The organism is Micromonospora rifamycinica (assembly GCF_900090265.1).
Lineage (GTDB): Bacteria > Actinomycetota > Actinomycetes > Mycobacteriales > Micromonosporaceae > Micromonospora > Micromonospora rifamycinica.
Genome location: NZ_LT607752.1, coordinates 3,087,787 through 3,104,204 on the forward strand (window position 1 = coordinate 3,087,787; position 16,418 = coordinate 3,104,204).

At 72.5% G+C, this 16,418-nt stretch carries 16 protein-coding genes; 7 read left to right on the forward strand and 9 right to left on the reverse strand.

Annotated elements, in window-relative coordinates:
* Positions 1-12 precede the first annotated feature (12 nt).
* From GA0070623_RS12490 to clpS, 6 genes are all read right to left on the reverse strand, one after another.
* Positions 13-759 carry an MBL fold metallo-hydrolase gene (locus GA0070623_RS12490; RefSeq protein ID WP_067313931.1) on the reverse strand — a complete coding sequence of 249 codons (747 nt, stop codon included), beginning with the start codon at positions 757-759 and terminating at the stop codon, positions 13-15.
* A 196-nt stretch (positions 760-955) separates the two neighbouring features.
* Positions 956-1,921, reverse strand: a complete 966-nt coding sequence (locus GA0070623_RS12495; protein WP_067313933.1) for a PLP-dependent cysteine synthase family protein — start codon at positions 1,919-1,921, stop codon at positions 956-958.
* 11 nt (positions 1,922-1,932) lie between these two features.
* On the reverse strand, positions 1,933-2,232 hold the full coding sequence (locus GA0070623_RS12500; protein WP_067313936.1) for a MoaD/ThiS family protein: 300 nt from the start codon (positions 2,230-2,232) through the stop codon (positions 1,933-1,935).
* Positions 2,233-2,293: 61 nt separating this feature from the next.
* Positions 2,294-2,782 (reverse strand): Mov34/MPN/PAD-1 family protein, encoded by a 489-nt coding sequence (locus tag GA0070623_RS12505; RefSeq protein ID WP_067313938.1) that lies wholly within the window; start codon positions 2,780-2,782, stop codon positions 2,294-2,296.
* A 55-nt stretch (positions 2,783-2,837) separates the two neighbouring features.
* On the reverse strand, positions 2,838-3,332 hold the full coding sequence (locus GA0070623_RS12510) for a DUF2017 domain-containing protein (protein ID WP_172898515.1): 495 nt from the start codon (positions 3,330-3,332) through the stop codon (positions 2,838-2,840).
* Positions 3,333-3,393: 61 nt separating this feature from the next.
* Positions 3,394-3,684, reverse strand: a complete 291-nt coding sequence (gene clpS, locus GA0070623_RS12515) for an ATP-dependent Clp protease adapter ClpS (RefSeq protein WP_067313943.1) — start codon at positions 3,682-3,684, stop codon at positions 3,394-3,396.
* Between the two features lie 329 nt (positions 3,685-4,013).
* Here clpS and GA0070623_RS31645 point away from each other — a divergent pair, with 329 nt between their 5' ends.
* From GA0070623_RS31645 to GA0070623_RS12535, 5 genes are all read left to right on the forward strand, one after another.
* Positions 4,014-4,553 (forward strand): AAA family ATPase, encoded by a 540-nt coding sequence (locus GA0070623_RS31645; RefSeq protein ID WP_407937979.1) that lies wholly within the window; start codon positions 4,014-4,016, stop codon positions 4,551-4,553.
* 1,421 nt (positions 4,554-5,974) lie between these two features.
* Positions 5,975-6,691 (forward strand): helix-turn-helix transcriptional regulator, encoded by a 717-nt coding sequence (locus tag GA0070623_RS31650; RefSeq protein ID WP_407937996.1) that lies wholly within the window; start codon positions 5,975-5,977, stop codon positions 6,689-6,691.
* Positions 6,692-6,707: 16 nt separating this feature from the next.
* Complete coding sequence (locus tag GA0070623_RS12525) at positions 6,708-7,994, forward strand: nicotinate phosphoribosyltransferase (RefSeq protein ID WP_067313945.1); 1,287 nt, start codon at positions 6,708-6,710, stop codon at positions 7,992-7,994.
* Positions 7,995-8,062: 68 nt separating this feature from the next.
* Positions 8,063-8,644, forward strand: a complete 582-nt coding sequence (locus GA0070623_RS12530; RefSeq protein ID WP_067313946.1) for an isochorismatase family protein — start codon at positions 8,063-8,065, stop codon at positions 8,642-8,644.
* A gap of 64 nt (positions 8,645-8,708) precedes the next feature.
* Positions 8,709-9,920 carry an MFS transporter gene (locus tag GA0070623_RS12535; protein ID WP_067313947.1) on the forward strand — a complete coding sequence of 404 codons (1,212 nt, stop codon included), beginning with the start codon at positions 8,709-8,711 and terminating at the stop codon, positions 9,918-9,920.
* 261 nt (positions 9,921-10,181) lie between these two features.
* Here GA0070623_RS12535 and ctaD read toward each other — a convergent pair whose 3' ends face one another.
* The gene (ctaD, locus tag GA0070623_RS12540; RefSeq protein WP_089004020.1) at positions 10,182-11,939 is read right to left on the reverse strand and encodes an aa3-type cytochrome oxidase subunit I; all 1,758 of its coding nucleotides are present in this window, start codon (positions 11,937-11,939) and stop codon (positions 10,182-10,184) included.
* Positions 11,940-12,076: 137 nt separating this feature from the next.
* Positions 12,077-13,183, reverse strand: coding sequence for an FAD-dependent monooxygenase (locus GA0070623_RS12545; RefSeq protein ID WP_067312750.1), 1,107 nt, complete (start codon positions 13,181-13,183; stop codon positions 12,077-12,079).
* Positions 13,184-13,380: 197 nt separating this feature from the next.
* Between GA0070623_RS12545 and GA0070623_RS12550 the strand changes: the two genes are divergently transcribed.
* Together GA0070623_RS12550 and GA0070623_RS12555 are read left to right on the forward strand one after the other, a co-directional pair.
* A complete protein-coding gene (locus GA0070623_RS12550; RefSeq protein ID WP_172898398.1) occupies positions 13,381-14,160 on the forward strand; it encodes an IclR family transcriptional regulator in 780 nt (259 codons plus the stop codon).
* Between the two features lie 155 nt (positions 14,161-14,315).
* The gene (locus tag GA0070623_RS12555) at positions 14,316-15,443 is read left to right on the forward strand and encodes a GH12 family glycosyl hydrolase domain-containing protein (protein ID WP_067312745.1); all 1,128 of its coding nucleotides are present in this window, start codon (positions 14,316-14,318) and stop codon (positions 15,441-15,443) included.
* A gap of 80 nt (positions 15,444-15,523) precedes the next feature.
* Here the strand turns inward: GA0070623_RS12555 and GA0070623_RS12560 are convergent, their stop codons facing one another.
* Positions 15,524-16,306 carry an aldo/keto reductase gene (locus GA0070623_RS12560; RefSeq protein WP_067312742.1) on the reverse strand — a complete coding sequence of 261 codons (783 nt, stop codon included), beginning with the start codon at positions 16,304-16,306 and terminating at the stop codon, positions 15,524-15,526.
* Between the last annotated feature and the right edge of the window lie 112 nt (positions 16,307-16,418).

Consider the following 16,418-nt stretch of genomic DNA (forward strand, 5'->3'; position numbering starts at 1 on the left):
GGTGGGGCCGGGTCAGATCTCGTAGCTGGCGCCGGCCCGGACCACTTCCAGCGGACCGGTGTACGCCCCGGCTGCCGCCGCGATGGTGTGCGACTCGCTGCCCCAGGCCACCACCAGGTGGGTCAGCAGCAGCCGGCCCACCCCGGCCTTGGTGGCCGCCTCGCCGGCCTCCCGACCGGTCAGGTGCAGATCCGGGGGATTGTCCACCCCGTCGAGGTAACTGGCCTCGCAGAGGAAGACGTCGGCGTCCTGGGCGAGCCGCAGCAACGCGTCACAGGGGGCGGTGTCGGAGGAGTAGCAGAGCACCCGGCCCTCGTGCTCCAGCCGCACCCCGTACGTCTCGACCGGATGGTTCACCCGGTCGACGGTGACGGTGAACGGGCCGATCGGGAAGGTACCCGGCTGGAGGCCGTAGAACTGGTAGACGTCCTCCACGTCGGCGCCGTCCTGGCCGTAGGCGGTGGCGAGCCGGTCCGGGGCGCCCGGGGGCGCGTAGACCGGCAGCGCCGGGTAGGGGCCGTCCGGGGCGTACCGCCTCACGACCACGTACGACGCCGCGTCGAGGATGTGGTCGCAGTGCAGGTGCGTCAGGAGAATGGCGTCCGGGGCGTGCAGCCCGGCATAGCGTTGAAGGGTGGACAGCGAGCCGGACCCGAAGTCGACCAGCAGCCGGAAGCCCTGCGCCTCGACGAGGTAGGCCGAGCAGGGGGACTCGGGACCGGGGAAGCTCCCCGCACAGCCCAGGACGGTCAGCCGCATCCAGTCGCCCCACAATTACGATAGGTAGTCGACACGCCGGGGCCAGGTAGGCTGATGATCTCAACCGACGCGTACGCCACGGTGCGCAGCCTACGCGCAGCGACGGCGGGGCAAGAATCATCTTCTGGAAGTTGTCACCAACGTGACACCCACGGAGCGACCCGGTCGACGGTCCGTCGACCGGGCCTCCGGCGGGTCACGCCCAGAGCTGCCCTTCCAGGGCGTCCTCGGCGTCGGCGAGCGTGCCGCCGTACGCCCCGGTGGAGAGGTACTTCCAGCCGCCGTCGCAGACCACGAACGCGACGTCGGCCCGGCGGCCGTCCCGCACCGCCTCGTGGGCCACGGCCAGGGCGGCGTGCAGGATCGCCCCGGTGGAGAAGCCGGCGAAGATCCCCTCCACCTCCACCAGCTGCCGGGTCCGCAGCACCGCGTCCCGGGTGCCGACGGAGAAGCGCCGGTTGAGTACCGTCGCGTCGTACAGCTCGGGGACGTAACCCTCGTCGATGTTGCGCAGCCCGTAGACCAGCTCGCCGTAGCGGGGCTCGGCCGCCACCACCTGGATGCCCTCGACCTTCTCCCGCAGGAACCGTCCGGTGCCCATCAGGGTGCCGGTGGTGCCCAGGCCCGCCACGAAGTGCGTGATGGTGGGGAGGTCGTGCAGCAGCTCCGGGCCGGTGGTCTCGTAGTGCGCCCGCGCGTTGGCCTCGTTGCCGTACTGGTAGAGCATCACCCAGTCGGGGTGTTCGGTGGCGATCTGCTTCGCGGTGGCGACCGCCTGGTTCGAGCCGCCCGCCGCCGGCGAGAAGATGATCTCCGCGCCGTACATCCGGAGGAGCTGGACGCGTTCGGTGGAGACGTTCTCCGGCATCACGCAGACCAGCCGGTAGCCGCGCAGCTTGGCCACCATCGCCAGCGAGATGCCGGTGTTGCCGCTGGTCGGCTCCAGGATGGTGTCGCCGGCCCGGAGGCGGCCGGCCTGCTCCGCCGCCCGGACCATGAACAGGGCCGCGCGGTCCTTGATGCTGCCGGTCGGGTTCCGGTCCTCCAGCTTGGCCCAGAGCCGCACCGGCGGCGCCCCGTCGGGCACCGTCGGCGAGAGCCGGGGCAGCCCCACCAGGGGGGTGCCGCCGCAGGCGTCGAGCAGGCTGTCGTACCGCGTCATGACGCCCGCCCTCAGCGGGCGGCGACGAAGCCGAACGCGCCACCGGCGACGGCCGGCAGGACGGTCACGCTGTCACCGTCGTTGAGCTTGGCGTCCAGCGCGCCGAGGAACCGGACGTCCTCGTCGTTGACGTAGACGTTGACGAAGCGGTGCAGCGCGCCGGCGTCGGTGACCAGCCGGCCCTTCAGGCCGGCGTGCCGCGAGTCCAGGTCGGTGAGCAGGTCGCCCAGGGTGTCCCCGGAGCCCTCGACGACCTTCGCGCCGCCGGTGTAGCTGCGCAGGATGGTGGGGATGCGAACCTCGATGGCCATGACGTACTCCTTGGTCGGGTGTGCCTCGGTGCCGGACGGAAAGGGTGTGCGGAGCTGGGGATCAGCTGCCGGAACACTCGTAGTCGACCGTCGCCGGGCTCTGCCCGAACATGTAGGACTGGACCGCGTGCGGGTCCACCCCGGCATCCACGATCCGCACCGGCTCCTCGGTCACCACGCCGTCGACGATCCGGAACGACCGGATCTCCTCGGTGTCCGGCTCGCGGGTGGAGACCAGCAGGTAGTGCGCGCCCGGCTCACCGGCGAAGGCCACGTCCGTGCGGGACGGGTACGCCTCGGTGGCGGTGTGCGAGTGGTAGATGACGACCGGCTCCTCGTCGCGGTCGTCCATCTCCCGCCACACCCGCAGGTGCTCCATCGAGTCGAACTCGTAGAACGTCATCGAGCGGGCCGCATTGTCCATCGGGATGTGCCGGGTCGGGGTGTCGCCGCCGACGGGTCCGGCGACCACCCCACACGCCTCGTCCGGGTGGTCCCGGCGCGCGTGGGCGACGATCGCCTCGACGATCGACCGGTCGATGCTCAGCACGTGACCCAGCCTAGCGCCCGTTGCCGGCAACCGGCGAGGCGGCGGCCGTCACAGTTCAGTCGATCAGGGCGTTGAGCAGGGATTCCTGGAGATAGCCGAGGTAGGCGTAGACCGACAGTTGGAACACCCGGGACGAGGTAGGGTCCTCGGCGACCGCGTCGTCGAGCTCCTCGCCCAGGTCAGTGCCGTCCTTGATCTCCAACCGGACGCCCATCGCGAGCCGGGCGTCGTTGAGCGCCCGCAGCCACGCCTCGGCCGCCTCGGCGTCCAGCCGCACCTCGCCACCGGCGGATTCGGGCAGCGCGGCGAGCACCGCGCCGGCCTGGTCGATCTTGGCGGTCTTCAGGTCGCCCTCGGTGTAGCGGCGGAACTCCGCGGTGCCCGCCGGGTCGTCCGGGTACGCCTCGGGAAAAAGCCGGCCGACGACCGGGTCGGCCGGGTCGAAGCCGTCGGTGAGCAGCCCGACCACCTCACCGGCGACCTTTCGCAGCACCCGCGCCTCGTCCACGGCGAAGGTCGCCACGTACCGGTCGCCCTGACGACGGAACATGCTCACCGGGCGGTCTCCGTTCGCGACTGCGGGGCTCGCAAACCCGGCTCACTCCTCACGCTCACGACCTGTCCACCGTCGCCCAGAGGCCGTACGCGTGCAACTGGGCCGCGTCGTGCTCCATCCGCTCCCGGGCGCCGCTGGACACCACGGCCCGGCCCTTGTGGTGCACGTCCAGCATCAGCTTCTCGGCCTTCTCCCGGCTGTAACCGAACAGCTTCTGGAAGACCCAGGTCACGTACGTCATGAGATTGACCGGGTCGTCCCAGACGATCGTCACCCACTGCCGGTCCGCGACCGGCACCTCGTCGGTGTCCGGCGTCTCGACCGGTGCTACCTGTGGAGCCGCCATGCCCCCATGGTGCCACCGGAAGCGGGGATTCGATGAACCGGAACGCCGGGACAGCTCCGATCACCCACCCGAGCTGCGGAAACCGGCGGAACACGGATGCCGCGGCGACCCCGCGCCGGCGACCCGGCCCATCCGGACGCCGGGCACCCGGGCGGGGCGACCGGGCCGGTGACGATCGGCGGAGGGACGCGCGTACCCGCCCGGCCCGGGCGGCACGGCGCGCATACCGCACCGGCCCGACGCGGATACTCAGTGTCGGACACGGGCCTACTCCACTCCAGCGTGTGACCGGGTACCTCCGCACCGAATTGCATCGATATGCTGCCCGGATGAGTCGGTGGGGTTTCGTCGGCCGTACGGATGAACTCACCCGGCTGCGGGCCGCGGTGCGCGAGGGCCGGGGGCGCGGGCTCTTCGTCAGCGGCAGCGCCGGCATCGGCAAGAGCCGGCTGCTGCGGGAGGGGGTGGCCGCCCTTCCCCCGACCGGTACGCGCTGTCGTTCGTCGCGGCCAGCACCGCCACCTCGGCGCTGCCCTTCGGCGGGCTCGCCCCGGTGCTGCCGGCCGAGCAGCCGGCCGGCCTCTCCCCCGCCGGCGTGCTGCGCTGGGGGGTCGACGTGCTGCGGGAACAGGCCGCCGGGCGGCGCATCGTGCTCGCCATCGACGACGCCCACCTGCTCGACCCCCCGTCGGCGGCCCTGGTCCACCTGCTCGCCCGCGCGGAGAACACCACAGTGCTGGGGACGCTGCGCAGCGGCGAGCAGATCCCGCTGCCCGTCCGGGCACTGTGGACCGACGACCTGGTCGAACACACCGAACTGGCCCCGCTCGGGCCGGCCGACACCACCGACCTGCTCGCCGCCATCCTGACCGGGCCGGTCGACGCCGGCACCGCCGAACGGCTGTTCCGGCTCTCCGCCGGCAACCCGCTGCTGCTCCGCGAGCTGGTGCTGGCCGCCTCCGCCGGAGGCGAGCTGGTCCGCAGCTACGGACTCTGGCGGTGGACCGGGCGACTCGAACTGGCCCCCAGCCTCACCGACCTCGTCGACACCCGGATCGGGCGGCTGGAGCCCGGTGTCCGGACCGTGGTCGAGCTGGTCGCCTTCGGCGAACCCCTCGGCCTGCACCTGCTCGAACAGGCTGCCGACCCGGCCGACGTGGAGGCGGCCGAGGAGCGTGGCCTGATCAGCGTGGGTGCGGGCGGCCGGCGGGCCGACGCGCGGCTCGCCCACCCGCTCTACGGTGAGGTGATCCGCCGGCGGTGCCCGGTCAGCCGGACCCGTCGCCTCCAGGCCCAGCTCGCCGAGCGGCTGGAACGGGTCGGTGCCCGCCGCCGCGGTGACCTGCTGCGGGTGGCGGTGTGGCGGTTGAACTCCGGCACCGCCCAGGACCCGGCGCTGCTGCTCGACGCGGCCGGTCAGGCGTTCACCCGGTACGACGTGCCGCTGGCCACCCGGCTGGCGCGGGCCGCGCTCGACGCCGACGGCGGCTTCCCCGCGGCCGAGCTGCTCGCCACCCTGCTGATGTTCGGCGACCGGCCGGCGGAGGCCGTCGACGTGCTCGACGGGGTGGCCGACGACGTCGTCTCGGAGGAGCGGCGGTGCCGCTGGCTGACCGTGCACGGGATGGTCGGCTACTGGGGCCTGAGTCGGCAGTCCACGGTGGACACCCTCGCGGCGGCCGGTCACACCCTGGCCGACCCCGGCCACCGGGCCCGGCTGCGCGCCTTCGAGGCGATCATGCGGCTACACGGCCTGGACGTCGACACCGCGGTGCGGATCAGCCGGTCGGTGCTGGACCATCCGGCGGCCGGCGTCGCGGCCCGGGAGCTGGCCCGGTCCACCGTCGCCCATGCCGACGCGGCGCGGGGCCGGTTCCTGGCCAACGCCGCGGCGATCGACCGGGTGCAGGCCGAGGCGGCGAACTGGCGGGCCGACATGCCGTACCTGCACCTGGCCATGGAACTGGCCCGGGGCACCCGGCTGACGCTCACCGGGGACCTCGCCGGCATCGACGCCATCGTGGCCGACGAGTTCGCCGACCAGGCCGACGCCGGGGACTTCCGGCTCGGCACCGGCTACCTGTCCATCCTCCAGGCGTACGCGGCGCGGCTGCGCGGTCGCGGCGACGACGCGCTCAGGGCCAGCCTCGACGCCTGCGTGGTGCTCGCCACCAGCCGGGTCTTCGCGGGCCTCGCGCATGCCGAGCGCGCCCAGGCGGCGGCGCTGCGCGGCGACGAGGCGACCGCGCGGGAGGCGATGGCCGAGGCCGACCGGGTCCAGACCCCCGGCATGGCGGTCCTCCAGCCCTGGCTGGAGCAGGCCCGGGGCTCGGTGCTGGCCGCCGGTGGCGACCTGACCGGGGCCGCCGGGCACCTCGGCGAGCTGGCCGGCCGGCTGCACGCCGACGGTCTCGCCGGCCACGAGGTGCTCGTCCTGCACGATCTGGTCCGGCTCGGTCAGGCCGGCGCCCCGGTCGGGCCGGCGGGTGCCGACGGCAGCCGACGCACGGTGGCGCAGCGGCTGGCGGATCTCACCGGGGAGGTCGACGGCGACCTGACGCCGCTGCTCGCCCGGCACGCCCGCGCCGCGGCCGAGAACGACGGATCCGCCCTGTTGGCGGCGGCCGACGACTTCGCCAAGCTGCACCTGACACTCTGGGCGGTCGACGCCACCGCGACCGCGCTGCACGGGTGGCGGCGGGACAGGTCGACGTCGGCAGCGACCGCGCACGAACGGCTCGCCGCCCTGCTCGCCCGCTGCGACCGGCTCCGGACCCCGGCGCTGGACGCGCTGCGGCCCGCGCTGAGCGCCCGGGAGCTGGAGGTCGCCGGCCTCGCCGCCGCCGGGGCGACCAGCCGGGTCATCGCGGGCCGGCTCTTCCTGTCGACCCGGACGGTGGAGAACCATCTCCAGCGGGTCTACGGCAAGCTCGGCATCACCAGCCGTGCCCAGCTGGGCGCGGCACTGCGGTCGGTCCCGGGGCACGACGGCGGCGCGACCGGGTGAACTCTAGGCTGGGCTGGTGAACCGTCTTCGTCCCGCGCTGCTGACCGACCACTACGAGCTGACCATGGTCAGTGCCGCCCTGCGGGACGGCACCGCCGACCGCCGCTGCACCTTCGAGGTGTTCAGCCGGCGGCTGCCCACCGGACGTCGGTACGGCGTGGTCGCCGGGACCGGCCGCCTGATCGACATGATCAGGGAGTTCCGGTTCGCCCCGGAGGAGGTCGAGTTCCTGCTCCGCACCGGGGTGGTCGACGAACCGGCCGCCCGCTGGCTGGCCGGCTACCGCTTCACCGGCGACATCGACGGGTACGCCGAGGGTGAGCTGTTCTTCCCCGGCTCCCCGATCCTCACCGTCTCCGGCGGCTTCGCCGAGTGCGTGGTGCTGGAGACCCTGGTGCTGTCGGTGCTCAACCACGACTGCGCGGTGGCCGCGGCGGCCGCCCGGATGGTCACCGCGGCCCGCGGCCGGGCGCTGATCGAGATGGGTTCCCGGCGGGCGCACGAGGAGGCGGCGGTGGCCGCCGCGCGGGCGGCGTACCTGGCCGGTTTCCGGTTCACCTCCAACCTCGCCGCCGGCCAGCGGTACGGCATCCCCACCGCCGGGACCGCCGCGCACGCGTTCACCCTGCTGCACGACGACGAGCGGACGGCGTTCGCGTCGCAGGTCGCCACGCTGGGCCGGGACACCACGCTGCTGGTCGACACGTACGACATCAGCCAGGGCATCCGGACCGCCATCGAGGTGGCCGGGCCGCAGCTGCGGGCGGTCCGGATCGACTCCGGCGATCTCGCGGTCATCGCCCAGCAGTCCCGGGAACTGCTCGACTCGCTCGGTGCCACCGAGACCAAGATCATCGTGTCGGGTGACCTCGACGAGTACGCCATCGCCGCCCTCGCCGCCGAGCCGGTCGACATGTACGGCGCGGGCACCGCCGTGGTCACCGGGTCCGGGGCGCCCACCGCCAGCCTGGTCTACAAGCTGGTCGAGGTGGACGGGCGGCCGGTGGTCAAGCGCTCCGAGAACAAGGGCACCATCGGCGGCCGGAAGGTCGCGGTACGTCGGCACAAGCCCACCGGCACGGCCACCGAGGAGATCGTCGTCTCGCAGGGCGTACCTGACCGGCGGGCCAACGACCGGCTGCTCCAGCACTCGTTCGTGGTCGACGGCGAACCGGTCGACCTGCCGGGCATCGAGCAGTCCCGCGAGCACCTGCGGGAGTGCCTGATCTCCATCCCGTGGGAGGGGCTGAAGCTCTCGGCCGGTGATCCGGCGATCCCGGTCACGGTCGTACCGGCCGGTTGAGTCGTCGGGGCAGACTGGGTCGTGCCGCAGGTGGGGTCACCGGCGGCGAGCGGAGAGGAAGGGCACCGATGGCCAACGCGCTGATCATCGTGGACGTGCAGAACGACTTCTGCGAGGGCGGTTCGCTCGCCGTCGCCGGGGGCGCGGGGGTGGCCGCCGGCATCTCCGGGTTGCTGGCGGCCGAACCGCGGCGGTGGGACCACGTGGTCGCCACCAAGGACTACCACGTCGACCCGGGGGCGCACTTCGGCGATCCGCCGGACTACGTCGAGTCCTGGCCCCGGCACTGCGTGGTCGGCACCCCGGGCAGCGAGTTCCACCCCGACCTGGTGACCGACCGGGTCGAGGCGGTCTTCCACAAGGGCGAGCACGCCGCCGCGTACTCCGGTTTCGAGGGGCACGCCGCCGACGGTGAGGGCCTGGCCGACTGGCTGCGCCGGCACGACGTGGACCGGGTCGACGTGGTCGGCATCGCCACCGATCACTGCGTCCGGGCCACCGCCCTGGACGCCGCCCGGGAGGGCTTCGCCACCACCGTGCTGCTCGACCTGACGGCGGCGGTCGCGCCGCCGACGCTGGACGTGGCGCTGCGGGCGATGGACGGTGCCGGGGTGACCCTGCACGGTGAGCCGGTGATCAGCGCCGCATGAGCCGGTAATCGCTTGCCGTTGTCGTACCTCCGGTCGAGGATGACCGCCGGAGGTACGGAGCATCATGACGTTGACGCCTTACCGGAAGGCCCTGGCCCAGCCCGGCCTGCGGTCCCTGCTGCTGGTGGCGGTGCTGGCCCGCATCCCGCTCACCGCGACCGGGGTGGCCCTCACCTTCTTCGTGGTGCTGGAGCTGGGCCGGGGTTACGGAGCCGCCGGCCTGGTCGGCGCCGCGTCGGTCACCGGCGCGGCGATCGGCTCACCCCTGCTCGGCCGGCTGGTCGACCGGCGCGGCCTGCGGCCGGTGATCGCCACGACCACCATCGTCGAGGCGGTCTTCTGGGCGAGCGCCCCGACGTTGCGCCTGCCGCTGCTGCTGCCCGCCGCGTTCGTGGCCGGGTTGTTCGCGCTGCCGGTCTTCTCGGTGGTCCGGCAGTCGATCGCCGCGCTGGTCCCGGCGCAGCGTCGACGCCCCGCGTACGCGTTGGACTCGATGTCGATGGAGCTGTCCTTCATGATCGGGCCGGCGCTGGCCGTGGCGCTCGCCACCGCCGTGTCGCCCCGGGTCGCGCTCTGGGCGATCGGCGCGGGCATCGTCTCCTCCGGCATCCTGCTCTGGCTGCTCGACCCGCCGATCCGCAGCGCCGACGAGCCGGTCGGTCCGCAGCCCCGGATTTCCCGGCGGCAGTGGCTGACCAGCCGCCTACTCGCCGTGTTCGCGGTGAGTGCCGCCGCCACCCTGGTGCTCGGCGGCACCGACGTGGCGGTGGTCGCCGTGCTGCGGGCCGGTGGCGAGGTCGGCTGGACCGGCGCGGTGCTCACCGCCTGGGCGGTCGCGTCGCTGGTCGGCGGCTTCGCGTACGGGGCCGTCCGCCGGTCCTTCTCCCCGTTGGCGTTGGCCGCCCTGCTCAGTCTCTGCACCATCCCGGTCGGGCTGGGCGGGGGTCACTGGTGGCTGCTCTGCCTGGCCCTGCTGCCGGCCGGCGCGCTCTGCGCCCCCACGATCGCGGCCACCGCCGACGCGGTCAGCCAGCTCGCCCCGGCCGGGGTACGCGGCGAGGCGATGGGCCTGCACGGCTCCGCCACCACGGTGGGCATCGCCCTCGGCGCTCCGCTGGCCGGTGCGGTGATCGACGCCTCGGTGCCGCTGTGGGGGTTCGCGGTCACCGGTGCCGTGGGGCTGCTGGTGACCCTCGTCGTGCTCCCGATGGAGCTACGTCACCGCCGCGCACCCACCACCGAACCCACCGCCGACCTGGCCCCCGCCGCCACCTGACCCGGCAGGGCAGCAGGGCGAGGGACGATAACTTCTCTCGCGAGCGGTATGCCACAGCGTCATCTTTATGACGCTGTGGCATACCGCTCTTTCGAGAGAGTGTCGCTCCGGCGGCCACACGTTCCGGAGCAAGCCAACCCCGACCCCACCAACGGCCGGCGCGGAACGCCGGCCGCGACCGACGACGGCCCGTCCCGGGAATGCCGACGGGCGTCGCACCCCGGGTGGGGTACGACGCCCGTCGGCGGTGTACGTGCGGCGTCAGCGCCGGTCGAGGTTCCCGGCGGTGTCCTCCTGGTAGCTGGCACCACCGTTGACCTCGCTGGTCAGCGGCTTGGCACCACCCTCCGGCGGGCCGGCGAGGCTCTGGCCGGCGGCCAGCTCGGGGAACTTCGCGTCGAACGCCGGGCGCTCGGAACGGATCCGGGGCATCCGGTCGAAGTTGCGCAGCGGCGGCGGGGAGCTGGTCGCCCACTCCAGCGAGTTGCCGTGGCCCCACGGGTCGTCCACCTCGACGACCGGGCCGGTCTTGTACGACTTCCAGCAGTTCCAGATGAACGGCAGGGTCGAGATGCCGGTGATGAACGCGCCGATCGTGGAGATCATGTTGAGCGTGGTGAAGCCGTCGCTGGGCAGGTAGTCGGCGTACCGCCGGGGCATGCCCTCGTTGCCCAGCCAGTGCTGCACCAGGAACGTGGTGTGGAAGCCGATCATGGTGAGCCAGAAGTGGATCTTGCCCAGTCGCTCGTCGAGCATCCGGCCGAACATCTTCGGGAACCAGAAGTAGATGCCGGCGAACACCGCGAACACGATCGTGCCGAACAGCACGTAGTGGAAGTGCGCCACCACGAAGTACGAGTCGTGCAGGTGGAAGTCGAGCGGCGGGCTGGCCAGCAGCACCCCGGTCAGGCCACCGAAGAGGAAGGTCACCAGGAAGCCGATGGCGAACAGCATCGGCGTCTCGAAGGTGATCTGCCCCCGCCACATGGTGCCGATCCAGTTGAAGAACTTCATCCCCGTCGGCACGGCGATCAGGTAGCTGAGGAAGCTGAAGAACGGCAGCAGCACCTGGCCGGTGGCGAACATGTGGTGCGCCCAGACGCTCATCGACAGCGCGGCGATGGCGATGGTGGCGGCGACGAGGCCCTTGTAGCCGAAGATCGGCTTACGGGAGAAGACCGGGATGACCTCGGTGATGATGCCGAAGAACGGCAGCGCGATGATGTAGACCTCGGGGTGGCCGAAGAACCAGAACAGGTGCTGCCACAGCATCGGGCCGCCGGTGGCCGGGTCGTACACGTGGGCGCCGAGCAGCCGGTCCGCGGCGAGCGCGAAGAGCGCGGCGGCCAGCAGCGGGAAGACGAGGATCGCCAGCAGGCTGGTGACCAGCATGTTCCACGTGAAGATCGGCATCCGGAACATGGTCATGCCGGGCGCACGCAGGGTCAGGATCGTGGTGATCAGGTTGACCGCGCCGAGGATGGTGCCCAGACCGGAGATGGCCAGGCCGACCACCCACATGTTCGCGCCGACGCCCGGCGAGTGCTCGACGGTGCTCAGCGGGGTGTAGGCGGTCCAGCCGAAGTCGGCCGCGCCACCGGGGCTGAGGAAACCGGCGGTCGCCATGGTGCCGCCGAAGAGGTACAGCCAGTAGGCGAAGGCGTTCAGCCGGGGGAACGAGACGTCGGGGGCGCCGATCTGCAGCGGCACGACGTAGTTGGCGAACGCGAACACGATCGGCGTCGCGAAGAACAGCAGCATGATCGTGCCGTGCATGGTGAACAGCTGGTTGTACTGCTCGGGCGACAGGAACTGCAGGCCCGGTCGCGCCAGCTCGGCTCGCATGATCAGGGCCATCAGGCCGCCGATCATGAAGAACACGAACGCGGTGACCATGTACATGATCCCGATCTGCTTCGCGTCCGTGGTGCGCAGCAGCCGCGCGATGGCCGACCCCTTGACCGGCTCTCGGACCGGCCATGGCCGGGTCACGACCGGCTTGGGTGCGACGGTGGTCACGAATGGCCTCCGGTTCTCGGTTGTCCCGCTCGGCACGCGTCGTCAGCTGCGGGCCGTCATCCGAAAGGATGTTAGTCCCCGGTAGGTGGCAGCACCGCTCGGGGTGCTCTGGCACCATGTCCGGCCGCCGGTCGCGGCTACAGCGGGCCGACCAGCAGTCGGTAGTGCTCGCCGAAGATCCGCCCGCCCCGCCCGCGCAGCAACGGGTCGCGCAGCGCCGGCGGCACGTCGCGGGTGCGGTTGCGGTCCCGGGTCCGGTCCCGCACCCATCGGGTACGCGGACGACGACGGCTCTCGTACGCCACCAGGGCCGCCTCGACGCCACCGGCGGCCCGGAGCGACTCGGCGAGCACCACCGCGTCCTCCAGCGCCATCGCGATCCCCTGGGACAGCGTCGGCGCGGTGGCGTGCGCGGCGTCGCCGACCAGCAGCACCCGGCCCCGGTGCCAGCGACCCAGCTCGACCTCGTCGGTGAGCCCGACCTGCACGTCGTGCCAGGCGGTCAGCACCGCCGGGACCGGTCCCCCGTAGCCGCCGAAGAGTTCACGCAGCCGGGCGACCGGGTCGGCCGGAGCGACGGTGCCGGCCTCGTCGGCGTAGCAGTAGAGCCGCCCGGCCCCGAGCGGCACCACCAGGAAGCCGGCCCGCCGCCCGAGCAGCGCCGTCCAGTCCGCGACGTCCGGGCCGTCGCGCACCACCCCCCGGTAGACCACCTGGCCGGCGGCCCGGGGCGGGCCGCCGAGCCCGGCCAGGGCGCGGACCGCGGAGCGGGGCCCGTCGGCGCCGATCACCAGGTCGTACTCGCCGCCGGTGCCGTCGGTGAAGGTCACCGCGACCCCGGTCGGCAGCAGTTCGACGGTGTTCACCTCGGCGCCGTGCCGGACCGCGCCGCCCGCGCCGCTGAGCAGCACCTGGTAGAGGTCGCGGCGGGGCAGTGCCCGGCACTCGCCCACCCCGGCCCAGAGCGCGTCGAGGTCCACCTCGCAGAGCGGGTCGCCGGCGGCGTCGAGGAAGCGCTGGCGGCGGATCACCTGCCCGAGTGGTCGGACCGGGCCGTCGAGGTCCAGGCCACGCAACGCACGGGCGGCGTTGCCGGGCAGGTAGAGACCGGTGTCGGTCAGCTCGTTCGGAGGTAGTTTCTCGGTCACGTCCGGCCGGAAGCCCGCCAACCGCAGGGCCCGGGCGACGGCCAGACCGGCGATGCCCGCACCGACGACGAGGATGCGCAGGGGAGAGCCACCCATGGTGGTGTACGCCTCCGGAGGGGATCGGTACGCGGTGAAGGCAAGACACTACTCCGCGCGATCGGAGCACACCAGAGGCGTTGATCCTGACCTCCGGCGCAGCCGGAACGAACCAGAAACTCGTCCAGGCGGTGGAACGTCGTTCGAGGGAGGTGCACTCCTGGGCCGGACGCCGTGCGTCTCACTACAGTGACGCCGTGACGACGGACGAGTCGTACCGGTCGGTCAAGTCGGCAGGGCGGGCGCTGGACGTGCTGGAGGCGCTGGCCGCCCCGCAGGGGCCCCGGTCGCCGGTGGAGCTGAGCCGGGCGCTGGGCATTCCCAAGAGCAGCCTGCACGCCATCCTGCGGACCCTGCTGGACCGCGACTGGGTGGCCGTCGACCCGACCGGGACCAGGTTCTCCGTGGGGCTGCGGGCGCTAGAGGTCGGTGCGGCGTTCCTCGTCGGTGCGGACGCCGCCGCCCTGTACGACGTCACCCTGGACCGGCTGGCCGAGCACTCCGGCGAGACGGTCCAGCTCTACCGCCTCGACCGCGGTGCGGTGGTGCTGCTGGCCAGGCGGGACTCGGCGCACATCGTCCGGCCGGTCTGCGCGGTGGGGCGGCGGCTGCCCGCGCACGCCACCGCGGCCGGCAAGGCGCTGCTCGCCGCCCGGACCGACGAGGAGGTCGACCGGCTGCTCCAGTGGCCGCTGCCGGCGGCCACCGGCCGGACGGTCACCACCCCGGAGGCGCTGCGCGCCGAGCTGGCCGCCGTGCGGCGGCGGGGTTGGGCCGAGGAGTGGGAGGAGTGCAGCCCGGGACTGGCGGCGGTGGCCGTGGCGGTGGCGCTGCGGGAACCGGCGGTGGACGCGATCGCGGTGGCCGCCCCGGTGGCCCGGCTGGGGCCGGAGGTGCGGACCAGGCTGGCGGCGGTGCTGCGGGAGGCGGCTACCCAGGCCCGCACGGCCCGCGCCCTACTGTCGCTCAACCCGTAGAACGCGGTTCACGTACATGGATGCGATCGGCTGTTAACTTAACCGGTTCAGTTGCGCCACAGTTTCAAGTGTGTAAATGTGACAAGGACCATGGGAGCGCTCCCGGTCACACCCGAGTCAGGTCCGGCGCCCCCGCGCCGCAGCCAAGGAGCATCATGAAGCGTCCATTGCGGGCACTCGCCGCCGCCGGCCTCCTGGCCGTCGGTTCGATCGTCGCCGTCGCCTTCGGCGGCACCGCCTCCGCCGACACCCAGATCTGCGAGCAGTACGGCTCGACCGTCATCGGCGGCAGGTACGTGGTCCAGAACAACCGCTGGGGCACCACCGCCCAGCAGTGCATCAACGTCACCGGCAGCGGCTTCAGCATCACCAGCCAGCAGGGCTCCGCACCGACCAACGGCGCACCGGTGTCGTACCCGTCGATCTTCGTCGGTTGCCACTACACCAACTGCTCGCCGGGCACCAACCTGCCGGCCCAGGTGAAGTCGATCAGCAGCGCCCCGGGCAGCATCTCCTTCAACTACGTCGGTGGCGCGATCTACGACGCCGCCTACGACATCTGGCTCGACCCGTCGCCCAAGCGGGACGGCGTCAACGCGATGGAGATCATGATCTGGTTCAACCGGCAGGGCAGCATCCAGCCGATCGGCTCGCCGGTGGGCAACACGAACATCGCGGGCCGCAGCTGGGAGGTGTGGCGCGGCAACAACGGCGGCAACAACGTCATCTCGTACGTCGCACCCTCGGCCATCCAGGGCATGAGCTTCAACGTGCTGGACTTCATCGCCGACACCCGTAACCGCGGGGCGATCACCAACGACTGGTACCTGACCAGCATCCAGGCCGGCTTCGAGCCGTGGCAGGGCGGCGCCGGGCTGGCCGTCACCAACTTCTCCCAGACCGTCAACACCGGCGGCACCCCGCCGCCCACCACCGCCCCGCCGACCACGCCCCCGCCCACCGGCGGCGGCTGCGCGGTGAAGTACACGTCGAACTCGTGGAACAACGGCTTCACCGCCGACGTGACGGTCACCAACCGGGGTTCGGGCACCATCAACGGCTGGACCCTGACCTACAACCTGCCCAGCGGGCAGCAGGTCACCAGCTCCTGGAACGCCAGTGTCACCCAGAGCGGGTCCGCGGTGACCGCCCGCAACGCCGCCCACAACGGCACCCTCTCCCCCGGCGGCAGCGCGACCTTCGGCTACCAGGGCAGCCTGAACGGCACGTACTCCGCGCCGACCAGCTTCTCCCTCAACGGCGTGGCCTGCGCCCGCGCCTGAGACCCACCACCCACCACCACGCGGGGGGCGTGACCGACAGGTCACGCCCCCCGCACCCCGTCCCGACATCCCCGCTGCGGTCAGCCGCCCAGGGCGTCGATGTCGCGCAGCTCCTCGGCGGTCAGCGAGAAGTTCCAGATGTCGGCGTTGGCGCGGATCCGTTCCGGGGTGACCGACTTGGGGATCACCACGATCTCGTGGTCGACGTGCCACCGGAGCACCACCTGTGCCGGGGACACGTCGTGCGCGGCGGCGATCCGGGTCAGCACCGGGTCGTCCAGGTCGCTGGCCTTGAACGGGCTGTAGCCCTCCAGCACGATCCCCCGGTCCCGGTGCTCGGTGTGCCGCCGCCGGTCGTACAGCGACGGGCTCCACCTGATCTGGTTGACCGCCGGAGTCTCCCCGGTCGCCTGGATCAGCTCGTCGAGCTGGCCGGTGGCGTAGTTGCTCACCCCCACCGCCCGGGTGAGGTTCTCGTCCCGGGCGGCCAGCAGCTCACGCCAGACCGGGATGCTGTCCGACGGCGACGACGGCGGCCAGTGGATCAGCCAGAGGTCGACGTGGTCGGTGCCCAGCGCCCGCAGGCTCGCCTCGATCGTCTCCCGTTCCCGGCCGACCCGGTCGGGCGGCAGCTTGGTGGTGACGAAGACGTCCTCCCGGCGCAGCCCGCTGTCCCTGACCGCCCGGCCCACCTCCTCCTCGTTGCCGTACATGGTGGCGGTGTCGAGGTGCCGGTAACCGGCGGCCAGGGCGGCCAGCACGGCGTCGTACCCGGCCCGGCCGGTCGCCTGCCAGGTGCCGAACCCGAGCAGCGGCATGCGTACGTCGCCGGGGAGACCGACGGTGGGTTGGTCGAGGTCCATGCCGACCGTTCTACCCGTGATCGGACCGGACATGCCGGGCGAGCGGCGAACCCGGGCCGATTGCCGGAGAATGCCGGTGTGCCGAGCATCGACCGGTCCGACGTCGAGGAGC

Excerpts from the sequence above, each read along its gene's own strand:
- GA0070623_RS12490 (WP_067313931.1), bottom strand. The coding sequence starts at position 759 with ATGCGGCTGACCGTCCTGGGCTGTGCGGGGAGCTTCCCCGGTCCCGAG.
- GA0070623_RS12495 (WP_067313933.1), bottom strand. The coding sequence starts at position 1,921 with ATGACGCGGTACGACAGCCTGCTCGACGCCTGCGGCGGCACCCCCCTG.
- GA0070623_RS12500 (WP_067313936.1), bottom strand. The coding sequence starts at position 2,232 with ATGGCCATCGAGGTTCGCATCCCCACCATCCTGCGCAGCTACACCGGC.
- GA0070623_RS12510 (WP_172898515.1), bottom strand. The coding sequence starts at position 3,332 with ATGTTCCGTCGTCAGGGCGACCGGTACGTGGCGACCTTCGCCGTGGAC.
- clpS (WP_067313943.1), bottom strand. The coding sequence starts at position 3,684 with ATGGCGGCTCCACAGGTAGCACCGGTCGAGACGCCGGACACCGACGAG.
- GA0070623_RS31645 (WP_407937979.1), top strand. The coding sequence starts at position 4,014 with ATGAGTCGGTGGGGTTTCGTCGGCCGTACGGATGAACTCACCCGGCTG.
- GA0070623_RS31650 (WP_407937996.1), top strand. The coding sequence starts at position 5,975 with ATGGCGGTCCTCCAGCCCTGGCTGGAGCAGGCCCGGGGCTCGGTGCTG.
- GA0070623_RS12530 (WP_067313946.1), top strand. The coding sequence starts at position 8,063 with ATGGCCAACGCGCTGATCATCGTGGACGTGCAGAACGACTTCTGCGAG.
- GA0070623_RS12535 (WP_067313947.1), top strand. The coding sequence starts at position 8,709 with ATGACGTTGACGCCTTACCGGAAGGCCCTGGCCCAGCCCGGCCTGCGG.
- GA0070623_RS12545 (WP_067312750.1), bottom strand. The coding sequence starts at position 13,183 with ATGGGTGGCTCTCCCCTGCGCATCCTCGTCGTCGGTGCGGGCATCGCC.
- GA0070623_RS12555 (WP_067312745.1), top strand. The coding sequence starts at position 14,316 with ATGAAGCGTCCATTGCGGGCACTCGCCGCCGCCGGCCTCCTGGCCGTC.
- GA0070623_RS12560 (WP_067312742.1), bottom strand. The coding sequence starts at position 16,306 with ATGGACCTCGACCAACCCACCGTCGGTCTCCCCGGCGACGTACGCATG.